Below are 20,861 nucleotides of genomic sequence, written 5' to 3' on the forward strand. Positions count from 1 at the left end.
GACATGTTTGGCGCAGACAAAGGAACATCGGACAAGCTCGACGGCAAGAAGCTGCACATCGGCATCGTGCAGGCCCGTTTCAACGAGAGCATCACCAACACCCTGGCCTCGGCGTGCCGCGCCGAGCTGCTGGCGCTGGGCGTGCAGGAAAAGCACATCCACCACGTGCTGGTGCCCGGCGCGCTGGAAGTGCCGGTGGCGCTGCAGGCCATGGCCGAGCGCGACGAATACGACGCGCTGATCGCCCTGGGCTGCATCATCCGCGGCGAAACCTACCACTTCGAACTGGTGGCCAACGAATCGGGCGCGGGCGTGAGCCGCATCTCGCTCGACTACCACGTGCCGGTGGCCAACGCCATCATCACCACCGAGAACATGGCGCAGGCCATCGCCCGCCAGACCGAAAAAGGCCAGGACGCCGCCCGCGTGGCCGTGGAAATGGCCAACCTGCTGGAGGAACTGTCGTGAGCGATTCCACCTCTTCCCACCCCGGCGGCGCCAAGCGCCCGCCCCGCCAGGCGCGCACCGGCGTGACCAGCACCGGCGCCCGCAAGGCCGCCTCCAAATCCAACCGCAGCCGTGCCCGCGAGTTCGCGCTGCAGGCGCTCTACCAGCATCTGGTGGGACGCAACGATGCCACCGCCATCGACAGCTTCACGCGCGACCTGTCCGGCTTTCACAAAGCCGATGCCGCCCACTACGACGCGCTGCTGCACGGCTGCATCGAATCGGCCGAGGCGCTCGATGCCTTGATCACGCCGCAGCTCGATCGCAAGATGGCCGAGATCTCGCCCATCGAACATGCGGCCATGTGGATCGGCGTGTACGAGTTCCAGCACTGCCTGGACGTGCCATGGCGCGTGGTCATCAACGAGTGCATCGAGCTGGCCAAGGAATTCGGCGGCACCGACGGCCACAAGTACGTGAACGGCGTGCTCAACGGCCTGGCCCCCACGTTGCGCGCCTCCGAGGTCGCGGCCGACAAGAGCGCAGCGAAGCCCCAGGCTCCCGCCAGCCAGGTCCCCGAAGCCCCGGCGGACAACGCCTGAGCGCGATGGGCATGGGCGTGGGGCCGCGCGCCCCGTTGCCGGACTGCCTCGCCCGCCCCTCCCCACGTCAACGCCCACGCACGCGCCGTGCGGGCAGGAACAGACCATGCAATTTTCTTCGCGCGCCGAGCGCATCGAACCGTTCTATGTGATGGAAGTGGCCAAGGCCGCCCAGGCGCTGGCGCGCGAGGTCGCGGGCACGCGCGAGCCGATGATCTTCCTGAACATCGGCGAGCCCGACTTCACCGCGCCCCCCCTGGTGCAGGAAGCGGCCGCCCGCGCCGTGCAGCGCGGCACCACGCAGTACACCAACGCCCTGGGTCTGGAGCCGCTGCGCGAGCGCATCAGCGGCTGGTATGCCGACCGCTTCGGCGTGCAGGTGCCGGCCCGGCGCATCGTGGTAACGGCAGGGGCCTCGGCGGCACTGCAGCTGGCCTGCCTGGCCCTCATCGATTCGGGCGACGAGATCCTCATGCCCGACCCGAGCTACCCGTGCAACCGCCACTTCGTGAGCGCAGCGGAAGGCAAGGCCGTGCTCATCCCCACCACGCCCGAAGAGCGCTACCAGCTGAGCGCCGCCAAGGTCGAGGCGGCCTGGGGTCCGAAGACGCGCGGCGTGCTGCTGGCCTCGCCCTCCAACCCCACCGGCACCTCCATTGCACCCGAGGAGCTGCGCCGCATCCACGCGGCCGTGCAGTCGCGCGGCGGGGTGACGCTGATCGACGAGATCTACCTGGGCCTGTCGTACGAGGAGCGCTTCGGACACACGGCGCTGGCCATCGACGAGAACATCATCAGCATCAACAGCTTCAGCAAATACTTCAACATGACCGGCTGGCGGCTGGGCTGGATGGTCGTGCCCGAGGCCATGGTGCCCGTGGTCGAGCGGCTGGCGCAGAACCTCTTCATCTGCGCCAGCACCGTCTCGCAGCATGCGGCCCTGGCCTGCTTCGAGCCCGACAGCATCGCCGAATACGAGCGCCGCCGCGCCGAGTTCAAGGCCCGGCGCGACTACTTCATTCCCGCGCTGCAGGCGCTGGGCCTGCCCGTGCCCGTGGTGCCGGACGGCGCCTTCTACGCCTGGGCCGACTGCACGCAGGCCGCCGAGCGCCTGGGCGTTGCGGGCAGCTGGGACTTCGCCTACGAGGTGATGCGCCGCGCCCACGTGGCCGTCACGCCGGGCCGCGACTTCGGCGCGTTCGAGCCGCAGCGCTTCGTGCGCTTTTCCACGGCCAATTCGATGGCGCAGCTGGAAGAATCCGTGGCCCGCCTGCGCACCTTGCTCGGATGAAGGCGGGCATGGCAACGGAGAACGCGCGCGCCATTCCGTCCGTCCCGTTCGCGTGGCCCTTGCGCATCTACTGGGAAGACACGGACGCGGGCGGCATCGTGTTCTATGCCAACTACCTCAAGTTCTTCGAGCGCGCCCGCACCGAATGGCTGCGTTCGCTGGGCCTGGGGCAGCAGAACCTGCGGGAACTCACGGGCGGCATGTTTGTCGTAACGGACGCGCGGCTGCGCTATCTGCGGCCGGCACGCCTCGACGATGAACTGATTGTTACGGCCTCTTTGCAAGAGGGTGGCCGGGCATCCCTGACAATACGCCAGCAAGCGCTCCTGAAACCAGAGCAAATGACCGAATCCCCGCCCGTGCTACTGTGTGAAGGCACCATCCGCATCGGATGGGTCGATGCCGCCACCTTGCGTCCCGCACGCATCCCGGGCCCCCTTCTGGAACAACTCTCATCATGAACTCCCAAGACATGTCCATCCTGAATTTGGTGCTCAACGCCAGCTGGGTGGTGCAACTCGTCATGCTGCTGTTGATCGGCGTGTCGGTGGCCAGCTGGGCCGCCATCTTCCGAAAACTGTTTTCCCTCAAGCGCGTGAAGTCGCTCAACGAAGACTTCGAGCGCGAGTTCTGGTCGGGCACCAGCCTGAACGACCTGTATTCCAGCGCCGCGCAGAACGCCAAGAACGCAGGCCCCATGGAACGCATCTTCGCCAGCGGCATGCGCGAGTACCAGAAACTGCGCGAGCGCCGCATCTCGGACGCCGGCACGCTGCTCGACGGCGCCCGCCGCGCGATGCGCGCCAGCTTCCAGCGCGAGATGGACGTGGTCGAGTCCAGCCTGTCCTTCCTCGCCTCCGTGGGCTCCGTGTCGCCCTACGTGGGCCTGTTCGGCACCGTGTGGGGGATCATGCACGCCTTCACGGGCTTCGCCGGCATGGAGCAGGTCACCCTGGCCACCGTCGCCCCGGGCATCGCCGAAGCGCTGGTCGCCACGGCCATCGGCCTGTTCGCCGCCATTCCGGCCGTGATCGCCTACAACCGCTTCGCGCGCGACATCGACCGCGTGGCCATCCAGCAGGAGACCTTCATCGAGGAGTTCTCCAACATCCTGCAGCGCAACCTGGGCGCGCAGCCCACGTCGTCCGCCTCGGGCCACTGAGCAGCACAGGAGACAGCAGCATGCCCGCAATGGCTTCACGCGGCGGCGGCCGGCGCCGCACCATCAACGAAATCAACATGGTGCCCTTCATCGACGTGATGCTGGTGCTGCTCATCATCTTCATGGTGACCGCGCCCATGCTCACGCCCAGCGCCATCAACGTGCCCTCCGTCGGCAAGGGCGCCAAGCCGCCCAAGTCGTTCGGACAGGTCATCATCCAGAAGGACGGCAGCCTGCAGCTCAAGACCGGGGACGCCGAGCGCCCGATCACCCTGCAAGGCCTGGGTGCCGCCGCCAAGGCCTGGCAGGCCACGCAGCCGCCCGATACGCCCATCCTCATCAGCGCCGACAAGACCGTGACCTACGAATCCGTGGTGAAGGCCATGGATGCCCTGCAAAGGGCGGGTGTGCAGCGCGTGGGCCTGTCGGTCAAGTCCGGCGGCTAAAGGGGCGCTCGCCGCCCTGATCCGCCGCCCGTTTTCGCCTTTTTTCGATCGCATGCACGCCTCCAACGACCGCGACCAGTTCGCCCCCACCCGTCCGCCCGGGCGCCTGCGCGCCGTGGCGCTGGCCGTGCTCGTGCACGCGGCGCTGCTGGGCGCCCTCACCTGGGGCGTGAACTGGAAGACCAGCGCGGACATGCCGGCCGTGGAGGCCGAACTGTGGTCCGCCGTGCCGCAGCAGGCGGCACCCCGCGACGTGCCGCCGCCGCCAACGCCGCAGCCCGAACCCACCCCCGCTCCGCCCCCGCCTCCCCCGGCACCGGCGCCGCCGCCTCCCCCCCCTCCGCCACCCAAGGCCGAGCCCGACACGCGCGAGGCCGACATCGCCATCGAGCGCGAGAAAAAGCGCCTGGAGCAGGAAAAGAAGGAACGCCAGCAGCAGGCCGAGCGCGAAAAGCGCGAGCGTGAGCGCAAGGAACAGGCCGAGCAGGACAAGAAGGAACGCCAGCAAAAGGAAAAAGAGAAGGAACAGCGCGAGAAAGCCGACAAGGCCGAACGCGAGAAGGCGGAAAAGGAGCGCCGCGAAAAGCAGGCCGAGCAGGACCGCCAGGAGCAGCAGAAGAAACAGGCCGAGGACAAGCGCAAGGCCGAAGAAAAGCGCAAGGCCGAGGCCGCACAGAACAAGCAAGCCGAAGCCCTGCGCCAGGAAAACCTGCGCCGCATGCAGGGCCTGGCCGGGGCCACGGGCGGCGAAACCGCCACGGGCAGCGCGCAGCGCAGCTCCGGCCCATCAGGCAGCTATGGCGGCAAGGTGGCGGCCAAGGTCAAGCCGAATATCGTCTATCCCGATGCCATCTCGGACAACTTGCGCACCGAGGTGGAAGTGCGGGCCTCGCCCGACGGCACCATCGTGGGCACCCGCATCACCAAGTCGAGCGGCAACAAGGCCTGGGACGACGCCGTGATGCGCGCGCTGGACAAGACCGAGACCCTGCCGCGCGATGTGGACGGGCGGGTGCCTCCTTCCCTCGTCATCGGGTTCCGTCCACGGGATTGAGGCCTGGCCGCATCTAGCCCCGGCTGCTCCGGGGGGCGGGCACAGGCCGGCCGACAACCCTCCATCCTTGCAAGGGCAATCGTCGCCCCAGCAAAAAGGGCTTCAAGCCAAATCAGCTTGAAGCCCATATTCTTCTAGGGCATATCGCTATATTTTTAATAGCAAACCCCTAATCCCGTCAACGGCGGCGGTCGGCGCCGGGCGCCAGCCCCGCCTTCCGTCCGCGGGCCGATCTCAGTCGCGCCGCTCGATCATGCGGTTGACGCTCAACGCCCCCAGCGTGCAGGCCGCTGCCGACAGCAGGTAAAGGCTCACCGCGAACAGGCCGAAGTGTGCGGACAGGCCCAGCACCACCAGCGGTGCGAAAGCCGCGCCCACCAGCCACGCCAGGTCGGCGGTGAAGGCCGCGCCGGTATAGCGGTACTTGGAAGCGAAATTGGCCGTCACCGCGCCGGCCGCCTGGCCGTACGACAGGCCCAGCAGCACGAACCCGATCAGGATGAATGCATCCAGCGCCACGGCGCCGCCGCCGATCAGCGTGGGCGCAAACCCGCTGTAAACGGCGATCATCACTGCCAGCACGCCCAGCGTGGTGCGGCGGCCCAGGCGGTCGGCGATCACGCCTGAAGCGATCATGCTGCCGATGGCCAGCACGCCGCCGATCAACTGCACGAACAGCACGTCGTTGATCGGCTGTTCGGGGTACAGGGCCGCCCAGGACAGGGGGAACACGGTCACCAGGTGGAACAGCGCGTAGCTGGCCAGTGCCGCAAAGCCGCCGATGAAGACGTTGTAGCCTTGCGTGCGAACCATCTCGCCGATGGGCGTGGGCTCCAGTTCACGCTCTTCCAGCAGCTTGGTGTACTCATCGGTCACCACCAGGCGCAGGCGGGCGAACAGGGCCACCACGTTGATGGCGAAAGCCACGTAGAACGGATAGCGCCAGCCCCAGGAGATGAAGTCGGCATTGGACAGGCTGGCATGCAGGAACAGGAACAGCGCACTGGCGATGATGAAACCCGTCGGCGCCCCCAGCTGGCCCAGCATGGCGTACCAGCCACGGCGGCTGGCCGGCGCGTTCAGCGCCAGCAGCGAGGGCAATCCGTCCCAGGAGCCGCCCATCGCCACACCCTGCAGGATGCGGAAAAGAGCCAGCAGCACGATGGAATAGGCACCGAGGCTTTCATACCCGGGCAGGAAAGCCATGCCCGCGGTGGAAAAGCCCAGCAGGAACAGCGCGGCCGTCAGTTTGGTGCCACGGCCCCAGCGGCGCTGCATGGCCATGAACAGCGCCGTGCCGAAGGGACGAGCGACGAAGGCCAGCGAAAAGACAGCGAAGGCATAGAGGGTGCCCTGCAGCCGGTCCACGAAGGGAAAGAACACGGTGGGAAAGACCAGCACCGAGGCGATGCCGTAAACGAAGAAGTCGAAATACTCGGAAGCGCGGCCGATCACCACACCGATCGCGATCTCCTCGGGGGCGACCGGGGAATGTCCGTTTTGTACCGGCCGGGAGTCTTCTTCCGTGGTGGCGCGCGATGAAGGTCCGGGAAAATGCTGTGTCAATGTGGTCATCGGCGTGCTCCTGTAAATGCACCAGCAGTTTTTGCTTTGACGGGCCACCGAACCTGTCGCTGGCAGCCGCAACCCAATGTAGGACAAAACGTCCCATTCACACCACACTGGTTTTCACGTAGATTCGATGCCTTCCCGCGGCCATTCGTGCCGCCTTCCACCTTTCTTGCCCGGTATGCCCTCCACCCACCGACTTCGCGGACTGCTCGCGGTTCCCGCTGCCGCGCTATTAGCCGGCTGCAATGCCGTCGTGCTCAGCCCTTCCGGCGACATCGCCGCGCAGCAGCGCGACCTGATCATCGTCTCGACCGTCCTGATGCTGCTGATCATCGTTCCGGTGATCTTCCTCACCTTCCTGTTCGCCTGGCGCTACCGCCAAGCCAACACCGAGGCCGAGTACCAGCCGGACTGGGACCACTCCACGGGGCTGGAACTCATCATCTGGTCGGCGCCGCTGGCCATCATCATCGCCCTGGGGGCGATCACCTGGGTCAGCACCCACAAGCTGGACCCCTACCGCCCGCTGGACCGCATCAGCGAAGGCCGTGCCGTGCCGGAAGGCGTCAAGCCGCTGGTGATCGAGGTGGTGGCGCTGGACTGGAAGTGGCTGTTCCTCTACCCCGAGCAAGGCATCGCCACGGTGAACGAGATCGCCGCGCCCTTGGACCGCCCGATCCAGTTCAAGATCACCGCCTCGACGGTCATGAACTCGTTCTACATCCCCGCGCTGGCCGGCCAGATCTATGCCATGCCAGGCATGGAAACCAAGCTGCATGCTGTGATCAACGCGCCCGGCAACTTCGAAGGCTTTTCCGCCAACTACAGCGGCGCGGGCTTCTCGGGCATGCGCTTCCGTTTCCATGGCGTGGACCAGGCAGGCTTCGACCAGTGGGTCAAGCAGGCCAAGGATGCCGGCGGCGAACTGGGCCGCGACGGCTACCTGCAGCTGGAAAAGCCCAGCGAACGCGACCCCGTGCGCCGCTGGGCCACGGTGGCCCCTGGCCTGTATGACGCCATCCTGAACCGCTGCGTGGAAGCCAACCGCATGTGCATGAAGGACATGATGGCCATCGACGCCAATGGCGGCCTGGGCAAGCCCGGCTCGTTCAACGTGGCCTCGCTGGACGAAGCGACCCGCTCGCGCCTGGGCCTGGCGGGCACGCCAGCCCGCAGCTATGTGGGCGCCATGTGTACCGTCACGAACCCCGAGGGCGCCGCGTCGGCCTCCCCGGCCCCTGTCACGCAGCCGATCTAAGCGGCACGCGTTCAGACCCCTCACTTTTCACGCGCCAACGGCACGCGACCTCCGATGTCCGATCCTACAGACCTCACACGACTCATCTTTGGCCGCCTTTCCTGGGAGGCCATCCCGCTGCACGAACCGATCCTGATCGCGACGTTCGCCGCCGTCATCCTCGGCGGAATCGCCGTGCTCGGTGCGCTGACCTACTTCAAGCTATGGGGCTACCTGTGGCGCGAGTGGTTCACCAGCATCGACCACAAGAAGATCGGCATCATGTACATCATCCTCGGGCTGGTGATGCTGCTGCGCGGCTTTGCCGACGCGATCATGATGCGGATGCAGCAGGCCATCGCCTTCGGCGACAACCCCGGCTTCCTGCCGCCGCACCACTACGACCAGATCTTCACCGCCCACGGCGTGATCATGATCTTCTTCGTGGCGATGCCGCTGGTCACGGGCCTGATGAACTACGTGGTGCCGCTGCAGATCGGCGCGCGCGACGTGGCCTTCCCGTTTCTCAACAACTTCAGCTTCTGGATGACCACCAGCGGCGCCGTGCTGGTGATGGCCTCGCTGTTCGTGGGCGAGTTCGCCAAGACCGGCTGGCTGGCGTATCCGCCGCTCTCGGGCATCCTGCACAGTCCGGATGTGGGGGTGGATTACTACATCTGGTCGCTGCAGATCGCGGGGGTGGGCACGCTGCTTTCGGGGGTCAACCTGCTGGTGACCATCGTGAAGATGCGCGCGCCCGGCATGGGCCTCATGAAGATGCCCGTGTTCACCTGGACCTCGCTGTGCACCAACGTGCTGATCGTCGCCGCCTTCCCGGTGCTGACGGCCGTGCTGGCGCTGCTGTCGCTGGACCGCTATGCCGGTTTCAACTTCTTCACGAACGACTTCGGCGGCAACTCGATGATGTACGTGAACCTGATCTGGATCTGGGGCCACCCCGAGGTCTACATCCTGATCCTGCCGCTGTTCGGCGTGTTCTCCGAAGTCGTCTCCACGTTCAGCCGCAAGAAGCTGTTCGGCTACGCCTCCATGGTCTATGCCACGGTGGTGATCACCATCCTGTCGTACCTCGTGTGGCTGCACCACTTCTTCACGATGGGTTCGGGCGCGAGCGTGAACTCGTTCTTCGGCATCACGACCATGATCATCTCGATCCCGACCGGGGCGAAGATCTTCAACTGGCTGTTCACCATGTACAAGGGCCGCATCAAGTTCGAGGTGCCCATGCTGTGGACCATCGGCTTCATGGTGACCTTCGTGATCGGCGGGATGACCGGCGTGCTGCTGGCCGTGCCACCGGCCGACTTCGTGCTGCACAACAGCCTGTTCCTGATCGCCCACTTCCACAACGTGATCATCGGCGGCGTGGTGTTCGGCCTGTTCGCCGGCATCAACTACTGGTATCCCAAGGCCTTCGGCTACAAGCTCGACCCGTTCTGGGGCAAGTGTTCGTTCTGGTTCTGGCTGATCGGCTTCTGGATGGCCTTCATGCCGCTGTACGTGCTGGGCCTGATGGGCGTCACGCGCCGCATGAGCCACTTCGAAGACATGTCGCTGCAGATCTGGTTCCAGATCGCCGCCTTCGGCGCGGTGCTGATCGCCCTGGGCATCGGCAGCTTCCTGATCCAGCTGGTGGTCAGCTGGCGCAACCGCGAAGCCCTGCGCGACACGACGGGCGACCCATGGGGCGGCCGCACGCTGGAGTGGTCCACCTCGTCGCCGCCACCTGCCTACAACTTCGCGTTCACGCCGCAGGTGCATGACAACGATGCCTGGCACGACATGAAGCAGCGCGGCTACGAGCGTCCGCTGAGCGGGTTCATCCCGGTGCACATGCCCAAGAACACGGCAGCTGGCGTGGTCATCGCCGGCATCTGCACGGTGCTGGGCTTCGCGCTGATCTGGCACATGTGGCTGCTGGCCGGCGTGTCGTTCGCCGCCCTGCTGATCGTGAGCATCGCCCACACCTTCAACTACCAACGCGACTACTACATCGATGCGGACACCATTGCCCGCACCGAAGCCGATCGCACCCGTCTCCTGGCCAGCCATGTCTGATACCACCGCACTCCACCACCCCGGCGCCTCGGGCGCCCCGGCGAAGCCGGTCTTCCACCTGACGGAAGAGCACCACCCCCAGAACGGCACCCTGCTGGGCTTCTGGATCTACCTGATGAGCGATTGCCTCATCTTCGCGTGCCTGTTCGCCGTCTACGGCGTGCTGGGCCGCAGCTACGCCGCCGGCCCCTCCGGCGCGGACCTGTTCGACCTGCCCCTGGTGGCGTTGAACACGTCCATGCTGCTGCTGTCGTCCATCACGTACGGCTTCGCCATGCTGGAGATGCAAAAGAAGAAGCTCACCAACACCATGGTGTGGCTGGCCATCACCGGCCTGCTGGGTGCGGCCTTCATCGGCCTGGAACTGTATGAGTTCAACCACCTGATCCACGAAGGCGCAGGCCCGCAGCGCAGCGCGTTCCTCTCGGCCTTCTTCGGCCTGGTGGGCACGCACGGCCTGCACGTCACCTTCGGCATCATCTGGCTCGTCGTGCTGCTGTTCCAGCTCAAAAAGCACGGCCTGAACCCGGCCAATCGCCGCCGCCTGCTGTGCCTGTCCATGTTCTGGCACTTTCTGGACGTGGTCTGGATCGGCGTCTTCACCTTCGTCTACCTGATGGGAGTCCTGCCATGAGCACCCCCCACAACCACCAAAACCTCACCGACACCCACCACGGCCAGCACAGCGACGATGGCCACCACGACCACCACCATGAAGACGATGGCGCAAGCCACGGCTCCATGCGCGACTACGTGATCGGCTTCGTCGCATCGGTCATCCTGACCGCCATTCCGTTCTGGCTCGTCATGGGCAAGGTGTTCGAACAATCGAGCACCACGGCCCTGGTCATCCTGGGCTTCGCCGCGGTGCAGATCGTCGTTCACATGGTGTATTTCCTGCACATGAACACCAAGTCCGAAGGCGGCTGGAACATGCTGGCGCTGGTCTTCACCATCGTGCTGGTGGTCATCACGCTGGCGGGCTCGCTGTGGGTGATGTTCCACCTCAACCACAACATGATGCCCATGTCGATCCACGACATGAAGAACATGCCTTGACCCAGATCCACGGCAGCGCTGCTGCACCCTCTCCCGCGCCCGCCATGGGCGCGGACAGGCCCGCCCCGCCCCGCTCCCGGGCCTGGCTGGCTGCAATGGGGGTGTGCGCGTTGCTGGTGTTCGCCACGCTCGTGGCGCTGGGCAGTTGGCAAGTGGCACGCCGCGCCTGGAAGCTGGATCTCATCGAGCGCGTGGAGCAACGCATCCATGCCGCTCCCACCGCGCCCCCCTCCCCCGCCGAATGGCAGCGCAGCCCCGATGTGGCGCGCGAATCCGAATACCGCCATGTGCGCCTGCGCGGCACCTTCGACCACGCCAAGGAGGCGCTGGTACAGGCCAATACCACGCTGGGCGCGGGCTTCTGGGTGGTGACGCCGCTGCGGCAGGCCAATGGCACCACCGTGCTGGTCAACCGGGGCTTTGTGCCGCCGCAGGCGCGCGACCCCGCCGCACGCACCGCCCCTGCGCCCCAAGGCGAGACCGAGCTGAATGGCCTGCTGCGGCTGAGCGAACCCGAAGGCGGCTTTCTGCGGCACAACGATCCCGCCGCCGACCGCTGGTTCTCCCGCGATGTGCCCGCCATCGCCGCATCCCGCGGCATTGCGCCCATCGCTCCCTATTTCGTGGACGAGGACGCAGCCCCGCGCTCCGCCAACGTGGCCACGGCCACGGGGGCTTCTGCGGATGCCCTCGAATGGCCTGTCGGCGGTTTGACAGTGGTGCGCTTTCCCAACAGCCACCTGGTCTATGCCATCACCTGGTACACGCTGGCCCTGATGGTGGCCGCGGGCGCCTGGTACGTGTGGCGCGACGACCGCAGGCGCCGCCAGCAGCACGCTTCACCCACCGCCGATGCCGCTCTCCTCTGACGCCTCGGCCGAAAGGCCCGCGCCGCGCACGCGGGCGGCGGTGGCGGACTCCACCGGGCTCAAGAACCTGCAGCAGCTGATCCAGCTGCGCTGGATCGCCGTGATCGGGCAGCTTTTCACCATCGAGGTGGTGCACTACAGCCTGGGCATCATCCTGCCGCTGCAAGCCATGCTGATGGTGCTGGGCGCGCTGGTGGTGTTCAACACGGCCAGCCTGCTGCGCTGGCGCATCGGCCGCCGGGTGCGCAACGTGGAGCTGTTCTTCGCCATGGTGGTGGACGTGGCCATGCTCACCGCCCAGCTCTACCTGAGCGGCGGCACCACCAACCCGTTCGTCTTCCTGTACCTGCTGCAGGTCACGCTGGCCGCCGTGCTGCTGCGCGCGGGCTACACCTGGACCATCGTCGCGATGACGGTGGCCTGCCTGTGCGGCCTGGCCCTGTTCAGCCGCCCGCTCGCCCTGCCACTGGACCATGACCGGGGGCTGTACAGCCCCTACGTGCTGGGCATGCTCGTGTGCTTCATGCTCAACGCCGTGCTGCTGGTGATCTTCATCACGCGCATCGGCCGCAACCTGCGCCAGCGCGACGCCCGTCTGGCCACCATGCGCCAACGCGCCGCCGAAGAAGACCACATCGTGCGCACCGGGCTGCTGGCCTCCGGCGCGGCCCACGAGCTGGGCACGCCGCTGTCCACCCTGGCCGTGATCCTGGGCGACTGGCGCCGCATGCCCGCCCTGGCGCAGGATGCCGAACTGCAGGCCGAGATCGCCGAGATGCAGGCCCAGGTGCGGCGCTGCAAGACCATCGTGAGCGGCATCCTGCTGTCGGCCGGCGAGACGCGGGGCGAGGAATCGATGCAGACCACCGTGTGCACCTTTCTCGACCAACTGGCCGAGGAGTGGCGCAGCACGCGGCCGGTGGGCACGTTCGCCTACGACAACCAGTTCGGCGAAGACCGCCCCATGGTCTCGGATGTCACCCTGCAGCAGATGGTCTTCAACGTGTTGGACAATGCACGCGATGCGTCGCCGCATTGGGTGGGCCTGGCGGCTGAGCAGGAGGCCGATGCCCTGCTCATCACCGTCACCGATGCCGGCCCCGGTTTCGCCCCGGCCATGCTGGAGCAGTTGGGCAAGCCCTACCAATCCAGCAAGGGCCGGCCGGGCGGCGGGTTGGGGCTGTACCTGGCCACCAATGTGGCGCGCACCCTGGGTGGCACCATCACCGCGCGCAACCGCGCGGCCGGCGGCGCCGCCGTCACGATCACCCTTCCGCTGGCAGCCGTCGCGCTGCAGGAGACCCCGAACCATGGACGCTGACCGCCTGTTGCTGATCGTGGAGGACGACGAGGCCTTCGCACGCACGCTGGCGCGCTCGTTCGAACGGCGCGGCTACCGCGTGCTGCATGCCGCCAACCTGCCCGAGGTGGAAGCCCTGCTGGACGCACACAAGCCCGGCTACGCGGTGGTGGACCTGAAGCTCAAGGGCGAGGCCTCGGGCCTGGCCTGCGTGCAGAAGCTGCACTCCACCAACGAAGACATGCTCATCGTCGTGCTGACGGGCTTTGCCAGCATTGCCACTGCTGTGGAAGCCGTGAAGCTCGGCGCCTGCCACTACCTGGCCAAGCCCTCCAACACCGACGACATCGAGGCCGCCTTCGGCCTGACCGAAGGCAACATCGAGGTGGAATTGACCAACCGCTCCAGTTCGATCAAGACGCTGGAATGGGAACGCATCCACGAAGTGCTGGCCGAAACCGGTTTCAACATCTCCGAAACCGCGCGGCGCTTGGGCATGCACCGGCGCACCTTGGCCCGCAAGCTGGACAAGCGCCGCGTGAACTGAGCCCGTTGCCTGCAACGGTGGTGCGCTGCCAAAGTGCGAAGGCGGGCAGAGGTACGCTGGACACCGAGGGGCCTGGCTGCAGTCTGTTGCAAAATTGCAAGGCACGGCAAATGCCGCCATTCAGGGCATGGACAGACCGCCGGCATCCACGGGAGGAAATACATGAAGCGATATGAAAAGGCACGCCTTGCCACCAGCGCCATGCTCGCCATGGCGTTCGTTTTTCCCGTTCGCGCAGAGGAAGAATTGCGCAACTGGGGCAACGATCCCTTCTTTCAGGTGTCCCGCGCGGTGGCGAACTGCCCGCAACCGCTGGGCCCGCTGCTGACGCAGCAGGAATGGCAGCGCGAGGAACACTACCGCGCCGAACGCGGCAACAGCTGCTACATCCAGGGCACCTGCCGGCTCTCCAGCGGCTACCGCTATGACAGTGAAATCAACGAAGCGGTGAAACGCCGCCTCACCCACATTGCCGACCAGACACAGTGGGAAAGCAAATCGACACTCTGGCTCATGCTCCAGCGGCGGATCATCTACGTGCAGGGCTGCGTGACCGCCGACTTCGACCGGCAAGCCTTCGTGAAGCAATTGGCAGAGACGGCAGACGTGGTCACGGTGATCGACCAAATGGCCGTGCTGGGGCCGCCGGACGCCATCCGGTATCCCTTGGCGCCGCCAGCAAAATCCCCTGCCGCTGCGGCGAAACCCTAAGCCTCAAACCCACATTTTTGCCATCCCGGGGGGGCTGCAGCCGCTCCATCCAGGGCTCTTCCACCAAGCGCGCGTGTGGGCCCGTCAGCCTGCGGCTGTCCAGCAAAAGCACACGCGCCGCCTCAAAGCATTGGAGCGGCGCCCCCCATCCAACTCGGGGCCGCGAACCCCAAGCGCCGCCATTCTGATGCACCTTTCGCATCGGGATCGGGCTGCCCTTCCCAGGGCCTCGAAGCCGAGCAAAGTGCGCTCAGCCCTCTTCCCCATCGCACCGATCCACCCACAAAAAATCCTTGATGGCAGGTCGGGCATGGCGCCTCAGGCAGGGCAATCCAGCAAATCGGCGGCGGGCGAATCTGTGGCCCGGATGCGCTGACCCCCATATTTCTGGCGGGAAAAGCAAGCCGAATGGCTGAGCAAATTGCATACCGAATGGGATATCCATCGCCAGATTCGCTAACAAATCCAAAAGAGGCGACCAGTCATGCACTGAACTGGCCTGGCTTTTATAGCAAAGGCAAACAGACAATTTGCCAATCAGTTACCGAAACATTAAATTACATTTAATACAAATAAAGAGCAAACAAAGCATCGACAAGCAAACCTGTTTTTTTACAAACTGGGCCTGCAACACAAACCCCCGAAAAATAAGATCAGCCAAAAGCACGGGATCGGGGATCTTCAGAAAACCATGGAATGCATTAATCTGCTGGGATTACTCCCAGTGGGGCGAAGCTTTCCCGCTCGTTTTCAAAACGGTATTGATCCGCTTTGAAGCCGCCAAAGGCATGGTTTTTAGAAAATGGAAAACAACACTGGGGAATTTCCAATGCAGGTGGAATCAAGCAGTTTGTCGATCGCTACTGAGAACGCCCGCCTCGAACCGTTCGAGGTTTCAATAAAACCCGCAGAAAACCATCCGGACAAAGCAGCGGCAGGTGCCGCGTACTCCCTTGGCAGCCACGTTCTGGGACAGTACTCGCGCCCTGCCGACGCCCTGCCGGATGGCGAAGCGCGGGTCGGCCTGAGGGCATTGGCGGCAGTGGCCGCCTTCGAGTTGTGCGATCGGCTCGATCTGCAGCTGCCAGTGGCGGTCCTCGACTTTTGGCGCTCCGGGCGCATGCTGGGCCAATCGGGCTTTGCGGTCCAGCCGGCCCCCCCTTTGCCGGTGTTCCGTGCGTGCTGGCCCGCCGATGTGGACGGGCACTGGCGGCAATGCCCTGCAACCCAAACCGGTGCATTGCTCGATTTATCAGAAGCAACGCCCGAAAACGGTGCATTAATGGTGCAACTGGCGGATCACGCTGCAGAAATAGACATCGGCAGTGCCAAGATTCTCATCCATTGCCAACTGGGAAATGGGGTCGCGTCGGCCATCGTCATTGCCGAGGCCGGCGATTTTGCGGCACCGGCCTGCAATGCCATCGCGGAGATTTACCTGGAAATTTTATGCACCATGATGGCGGATGAAAATATTTCCGCGTCACAGGCCGCAGGCATTGGAACCGCATCGCTGCAATATGCCCTGAATATTCTTTCGGGCCATTCCCATGAATATGGGCCATTCATCCCGATTCCCTATCTGCTGGAACAATCGGCACAGCGCCACGGCAACGATGTAGCGTACTTGTTCGGCAATTCGGCCCTCACTTACCGGGAGTTCGACGGCAAGGCCAATGCATTGGCCAGTGTGCTGGCAGCCCGGGGGGTCGGGCCCGCGGCACCCGTGCCGGTGCTGATGGGCAATGGCCTGGAACTGCCCGTGTGTTACTTCGCCCTGATGAAGCTGGGCGCCGCCTTCGTTCCGCTCGACCCCGGCTGGCCGGTGGAGCGACGGCTGCAAGCCCTGGAGGCACTGAACGGCCCTGCCGTGCTTTGCACCGACCTGTCTGCCGTGCCGACGGGCCACCAGGGCCGGGCGCTGCGGGTTGACATCGATCGTCTCGACGGGGCTTCGGCCGCACCGATCCAGGCACGCATCGCTCCGGAGCAAGCCATCTACGGCATCTTCACTTCCGGCACCACCGGCCGGCCGAAGTGCGCGATGAACAACCATGGCGGACTGGCCAATCGGTTCCAGTTCATGACACGCTATTTCCATCGCGATGGCGGCATCCGGCGCGTGCTGCAGAACACCCGCCACACGTTCGACTCTTCGGTATGGCAGCTATTTTGGCCGCTGACGGCCGGGGGCACCACCGTCATTCCGCAAGAGGGTGCCCACCTCGACCTCGAATGCACGGTGGAGACCATTGCCCGGCACCGCGTCGATATGACGGATTTCGTGCCCAGCGTGTTCAACCAGCTGGTGGTGCTGGCGGAGCACAGCGATGGGGTCCGCCACCGGCTCGCCACGCTGCGCGAACTGGTGGTCGGTGGCGAGGAGATCACGCCCCAGATGGTGCACCGTCTGCGCGCCATCCTGCCCGAGCTTCGCATCACCAATGCCTACGGTCCGACGGAAACATCGATCGGCATGGTGTTCCATCCGGTGGAGGATGCCGATGGGCTGTCCATCCCGCTGGGGCGGCCGATCGACAACTGCCATGTCGTTGTCGTGGACGCGGCGCTGCGGCCCTTGCCGCCTGGCGCCCGGGGTGAACTGCTGGTCGGCGGTGTGTGCGTGGGCAACGGCTACCTGGACGATGCGGTTCGGACCGAGGCAGCCTTCGTGGACAACCCGTTTGCCGCCATCGCCGGGGCCAAGCTCTACCGCACTGGCGATCTTGGCTATTTCGACAGCCTCGGCCGGCTGCGATTTTCGGGGCGCAGGGATTTTCAGGTGAAGGTCGGCGGGGTGCGCATCGAGCTGGGCGAGATCGAAAGCGCCGCAGAGCAGTGCCCAGGCGTCACCCAAGCCAAAGCGATGACCGTGGGCGAAGGCGACGAACGCGCGCTGGCCCTGTTTGCCGCGGGCGACCGGCGCCTGACGCGCGATGCCCTCGCCTCGCACCTGCGCAGCGCGCTGCCACGCCATACCGTGCCGCGCCACATCGTGGTGCTCGCCGAGATGCCGACCACCGACAACGGCAAGCTGGACCGCAAGGCGCTGCTGAACCGCCTGGACCAACCAGCCCCGGCCGCGCAGCCGGACGAGGCCCGGCCGCAAGACTGGAACGCACCGCTGGCCGATGCCGTGCTTGCGGCCTTTCGGACGCAATTGCGCCAGCCTTCGTTGGGGCCTGACGATGCCTTTTTCGACCATGGGGGCGATTCGCTGCAGGCGGTGTCGCTGATCGTGTCGCTGGAAAAACGCTTCGGCGTGCCCGTGCGCATCGCCGAGCTGATGCGGCAACCCACCGCACGGCAGATCGCCGCCTGCATTGCCGCGAAACAGGGCCATGCAGCGGCCTGCAACGCCGACGGGCCCGACGAATCCGCCATGGAACACGACGCCGCGCTGTCGCCGGGATGGGTTGCGGCGCACTGGTCGGGCGACGCCGCCCCGCAGCTGCCGTCGAGCATCTTCATGACGGGTGCCACGGGCTTCGTCGGAGGCCACCTCGTCCACGAGATCCTGACCAGCGACCCGACCGCGACGGTACACGCCCTGTGCCGATACACCGGCGATGCCCAAGTGGCATTGCACGAGGCCCTGCAGCGCCAGGGCCTGTGGCGGCCCGACTTTGCCGCACGGCTGATGGCCGTACCGGGCGACCTGGGCCAGCCGGCCTTCGGCCTGAACGCGGCAACCTGGGGCCGGCTCTCGCGGGACTGCGATGCCGTGCTGCACTGCGGTGCCATGGTCAACTTCCTGTACGACTACGGGGCCCACCGCGCCACCAACGTGCTGGGCACGAAAGAGGCCCTGCGACTGGCGCTGGAGGGCCGCGCCAAACCGCTGCATCACATCTCCACACTGGGAACGCTGGACCGGCACGCCGCGCTGCAGCCGGCGCCGCTGGCCGAGGACTTCGACCTCGCCCAGGGCGTGCGGCCTGTCAGCGGCTACAGCCGCTCCAAATGGGTGGCCGAGCGCCTGCTCGATGCCGCTCGCCAACAAGGCGCCCTGGTGTCGATCTACCGGCTGGGCGAGGTCATGCCGGCAGCAGCCGAGGGCACGCTCCAGCGGCCCAACGAGCGCGCGCTGACCCACTTTCTGCTGGCCGCCATCGCGCACCTGGGTGTCCGGCCCGCCACCGAGATCGTGTCCGACTGGTCGCCGGCGGACTACGTTGCGCGCCGCGTGGCCCTGGCGATGCGCTCGCCCCAGGCATGGGGCCGCACCTTCCACCTTCTGCATCCCCAACGCGTGGCGTTTCAGACGGTATTCGAAGGCGCTGGAGCCGCCATGCCCCAGGTGTCCTGCACGGCCTGGGTCGAGCGGCTCGATGCAGCCATGGCTGCGGGAGCGCCCCGCGCGCTCGCACTGCTACGCAGCCTGCTGCCCGCCGAAGGCGACGAGCAGGCCTTTGCACGCGCCCTCAGCGGACTGCTGACCGACAACCCCCGCCTGTTCCGCCGCGACGCGTGCACGGCGCTGGAGCAGTCCATGGCACGGGGGGACGATGGAGCGCTGGCTGCCTCCGTAGGCCGCTACGCGCGGCAATTGCTCGAGTCGTCATCGAAGGCGCGGACGCAGGCGGGCACCGCAGGCTGATCCCATCGGTTTCTTGGGTTCTTGGTTTCTTTCTTTGTTCGACAGGAGTGGGAGCGATGCAATATCGACGGATGGGCCGGCTCGGCTGGCAGGTGAGCGAAGTGGGCTACGGCATGTGGGGGATCGCGGGAGGTCCGGGCAACTTCACGGGCGCCAACTATGAAACGGCCCCGCACTGCCTGGAACGCGCGGTGGAGCTGGGCTGCAACTTCTTCGACACCGCCTGGGTGTACGGCCGAGGCATCAGCGAGCAGATGCTGGGCCGCCTGCTGCGCGCACACACGGGCGAGCGGCTCTACGTGGCCACGAAGATCCCTCCGAAGAACCGCGAATGGCCACCGCGTCCCGGCGACCGGCTGCAGGACGTGTTTCCGGCCGATCACATCCGCGAATTCACGATGAAGAGCCTGGAGAACCTGGGCACGGATCGCATCGACCTGATGCAGCTGCATGTCTGGGAAGACCGCTGGGCCGAAGAAGAAGAGTGGCAGCGCGCGCTGGGGGACCTGCGCGCCGAGGGGCTGATCGAGGGCATCGGCATCAGCGTCAACCGCTGGGAGCCGGAAAACTGCCTGCGGGCCATCGACACCGGACTGATCGATGTGATCCAGGTGATCTACAACCTCTTCGACCAGGCCCCCGAAGACCGCCTGTTCCAGGTGGCGGCAGACAAGGACATCGGCATCATCGCGCGGGTGCCCTTCGACGAGGGCGGGCTGACGGGCACGCTGTCGCGCGACACGGTGTTCCCGGCCGAGGACTGGCGATCGACTTACTTCGGACCGGAAAACCTGCTTCCCACCGTGGAGCGCGCGGAGCGGCTCAAGGCACTGCTGCCCGAGGGCATGGCCCTGCCCGAGATGGCATTGCGCTTCATCCTGCACCACGCGGCCGTCTCGACGGTGATTCCCGGCATGCGCCAGCTGCGCAATGTCGAGGCCAACCTGGGCGCGAGCGACGGGCGCACGCTGGAGGCTCCCTTGCTGCAGTCGCTGCGTGCGCACCGCTGGGACCGCTCACCCACCGCGTGGTCCCAATGAAGGCGCCGTCCGGCCGTTCTCCTTTCCACTTCCGGAGCCCTGCATGAAAAAGATCATTGCCCTGTGGGCGCACCAGCGCGCGCTGTCCACGGCTTTCCTGCGCATGATGATCGAGCGCAACGACGTCACCGTGATCCACGAGCCGCTGGTGACATTGCTCGATACCGGCGAGGTTCCCTTGCCCGACGGTGCGGGCGGCCAGGTGGTGGTGCGCTCCGAGCGCGCCTTCTTCGACCACCTGCGCACGCTGGCGCAGCACCGGCCCGTGTTCTTCAAGGACACGGTGGAGCACCGCTACAGCTACCTGTTCGACCATCCCGAAGAGGTGGCGGACATCGAGCACACCTTCATCGTGCGGGACCCCGCCCCCACCATCAGTTCGATGTACCACATGAAGCCGACCATCGCCTTGCACGAGGTCGGCTACGAACACCTGTTCGAGATCTTCGAGCTCGCCACCCGGCTGAAAGGGTCGGCCCCGGTGCTGGTCGATGCCGACCGCCTGGTCGAAGAACCCCAGGCCGTGGTGCGGCGCTACTGCGAAGAGACCGGCCTGCCGTTCATCGAATCCGCCCTGCAATGGCAGCCCGGCGACCGGCCCGAATGGGGCCGCACCCGCCAATGGCATCTGGATGCGATGCGCAGTTCGGGCTTTGCCGCCACTCAAAAGACCTACCCGGAAACCGTGGCCAACAACGCGACCCTGAAGGGTTACTTCGACCACCACTATCCGTTCTACCGGCAGCTCGTACAGCACGCGATCTGATCGTTCGCCGGGCGTTCCCGCCCATTCCTTTTCCAACCGAGAAAGCAGCAACCACCATGTCTTCGATCCAAGCCAATGC

General features: G+C 65.8%; 19 protein-coding genes. 18 read left to right on the forward strand and 1 reads right to left on the reverse strand.

Annotated features, from left to right (window positions below; translation table 11 throughout):
- Positions 1-3 precede the first annotated feature (3 nt).
- The 7 genes from ribH to tolA all read left to right on the forward strand — a co-directional run bounded on the left by ribH (position 4) and on the right by tolA (position 5,002).
- Positions 4-468: a 6,7-dimethyl-8-ribityllumazine synthase gene (gene ribH, locus M5C98_RS14555; RefSeq protein ID WP_272548154.1), complete on the forward strand. Its 465-nt coding sequence runs from the start codon at positions 4-6 to the stop codon at positions 466-468.
- Positions 465-1,049, forward strand: coding sequence for a transcription antitermination factor NusB (nusB, locus tag M5C98_RS14560; RefSeq protein WP_272548155.1), 585 nt, complete (start codon positions 465-467; stop codon positions 1,047-1,049). The genes ribH and nusB overlap by 4 nt, the downstream gene beginning before the upstream one ends.
- Positions 1,050-1,155: 106 nt before the next feature.
- Complete coding sequence (locus M5C98_RS14565; RefSeq protein WP_272548156.1) at positions 1,156-2,340, forward strand: pyridoxal phosphate-dependent aminotransferase; 1,185 nt, start codon at positions 1,156-1,158, stop codon at positions 2,338-2,340.
- An 8-nt stretch (positions 2,341-2,348) separates the two neighbouring features.
- Positions 2,349-2,801, forward strand: coding sequence for a YbgC/FadM family acyl-CoA thioesterase (locus M5C98_RS14570; protein ID WP_272548157.1), 453 nt, complete (start codon positions 2,349-2,351; stop codon positions 2,799-2,801).
- Positions 2,798-3,502, forward strand: coding sequence for a protein TolQ (tolQ, locus tag M5C98_RS14575; RefSeq protein ID WP_272548158.1), 705 nt, complete (start codon positions 2,798-2,800; stop codon positions 3,500-3,502). The genes M5C98_RS14570 and tolQ overlap by 4 nt, the downstream gene beginning before the upstream one ends.
- Positions 3,503-3,522: 20 nt before the next feature.
- On the forward strand, positions 3,523-3,948 hold the full coding sequence (locus M5C98_RS14580; protein WP_272548159.1) for an ExbD/TolR family protein: 426 nt from the start codon (positions 3,523-3,525) through the stop codon (positions 3,946-3,948).
- A gap of 52 nt (positions 3,949-4,000) precedes the next feature.
- Positions 4,001-5,002 (forward strand): cell envelope integrity protein TolA, encoded by a 1,002-nt coding sequence (tolA, locus tag M5C98_RS14585; RefSeq protein WP_272548160.1) that lies wholly within the window; start codon positions 4,001-4,003, stop codon positions 5,000-5,002.
- Positions 5,003-5,236: 234 nt separating this feature from the next.
- Here tolA and M5C98_RS14590 read toward each other — a convergent pair whose 3' ends face one another.
- Positions 5,237-6,577, reverse strand: coding sequence for an MFS transporter (locus M5C98_RS14590; RefSeq protein WP_272548161.1), 1,341 nt, complete (start codon positions 6,575-6,577; stop codon positions 5,237-5,239).
- Positions 6,578-6,752: 175 nt separating this feature from the next.
- Here M5C98_RS14590 and cyoA point away from each other — a divergent pair, with 175 nt between their 5' ends.
- The 11 genes from cyoA to M5C98_RS14645 all read left to right on the forward strand — a co-directional run bounded on the left by cyoA (position 6,753) and on the right by M5C98_RS14645 (position 20,782).
- Complete coding sequence (cyoA, locus tag M5C98_RS14595; RefSeq protein WP_272548163.1) at positions 6,753-7,832, forward strand: ubiquinol oxidase subunit II; 1,080 nt, start codon at positions 6,753-6,755, stop codon at positions 7,830-7,832.
- A 54-nt stretch (positions 7,833-7,886) separates the two neighbouring features.
- Positions 7,887-9,890: a cytochrome o ubiquinol oxidase subunit I gene (gene cyoB / locus M5C98_RS14600; protein ID WP_272548164.1), complete on the forward strand. Its 2,004-nt coding sequence runs from the start codon at positions 7,887-7,889 to the stop codon at positions 9,888-9,890.
- On the forward strand, positions 9,883-10,524 hold the full coding sequence (gene cyoC / locus M5C98_RS14605) for a cytochrome o ubiquinol oxidase subunit III (RefSeq protein ID WP_272548165.1): 642 nt from the start codon (positions 9,883-9,885) through the stop codon (positions 10,522-10,524). The genes cyoB and cyoC overlap by 8 nt, the downstream gene beginning before the upstream one ends.
- On the forward strand, positions 10,521-10,949 hold the full coding sequence (cyoD, locus tag M5C98_RS14610; protein WP_272548166.1) for a cytochrome o ubiquinol oxidase subunit IV: 429 nt from the start codon (positions 10,521-10,523) through the stop codon (positions 10,947-10,949). Before cyoC ends, cyoD begins: the two co-directional genes overlap by 4 nt.
- A gap of 44 nt (positions 10,950-10,993) precedes the next feature.
- Positions 10,994-11,818: an SURF1 family protein gene (locus M5C98_RS14615; RefSeq protein ID WP_336298504.1), complete on the forward strand. Its 825-nt coding sequence runs from the start codon at positions 10,994-10,996 to the stop codon at positions 11,816-11,818.
- The gene (locus tag M5C98_RS14620) at positions 11,802-13,139 is read left to right on the forward strand and encodes an ATP-binding protein (protein WP_272548167.1); all 1,338 of its coding nucleotides are present in this window, start codon (positions 11,802-11,804) and stop codon (positions 13,137-13,139) included. The genes M5C98_RS14615 and M5C98_RS14620 overlap by 17 nt, the downstream gene beginning before the upstream one ends.
- On the forward strand, positions 13,129-13,665 hold the full coding sequence (locus tag M5C98_RS14625) for a response regulator transcription factor (protein ID WP_272548168.1): 537 nt from the start codon (positions 13,129-13,131) through the stop codon (positions 13,663-13,665). The genes M5C98_RS14620 and M5C98_RS14625 overlap by 11 nt, the downstream gene beginning before the upstream one ends.
- Positions 13,666-13,827: 162 nt before the next feature.
- Entirely contained in the window at positions 13,828-14,376 is a 549-nt protein-coding gene (locus tag M5C98_RS14630) for a hypothetical protein (protein WP_272548170.1), read from the forward strand.
- An 850-nt stretch (positions 14,377-15,226) separates the two neighbouring features.
- Entirely contained in the window at positions 15,227-18,976 is a 3,750-nt protein-coding gene (locus M5C98_RS14635; protein WP_272548171.1) for a non-ribosomal peptide synthetase, read from the forward strand.
- Positions 18,977-19,032: 56 nt separating this feature from the next.
- Positions 19,033-20,016 (forward strand): aldo/keto reductase, encoded by a 984-nt coding sequence (locus M5C98_RS14640; protein WP_272548172.1) that lies wholly within the window; start codon positions 19,033-19,035, stop codon positions 20,014-20,016.
- A gap of 43 nt (positions 20,017-20,059) precedes the next feature.
- On the forward strand, positions 20,060-20,782 hold the full coding sequence (locus M5C98_RS14645) for a hypothetical protein (protein ID WP_272548173.1): 723 nt from the start codon (positions 20,060-20,062) through the stop codon (positions 20,780-20,782).
- Positions 20,783-20,861 lie beyond the last annotated feature (79 nt).

The sequence above is a fragment of the Acidovorax sp. NCPPB 3576 genome, from assembly GCF_028473605.1.
In the GTDB taxonomy this organism is placed as follows: Bacteria; Pseudomonadota; Gammaproteobacteria; order Burkholderiales; family Burkholderiaceae_C; genus Paracidovorax.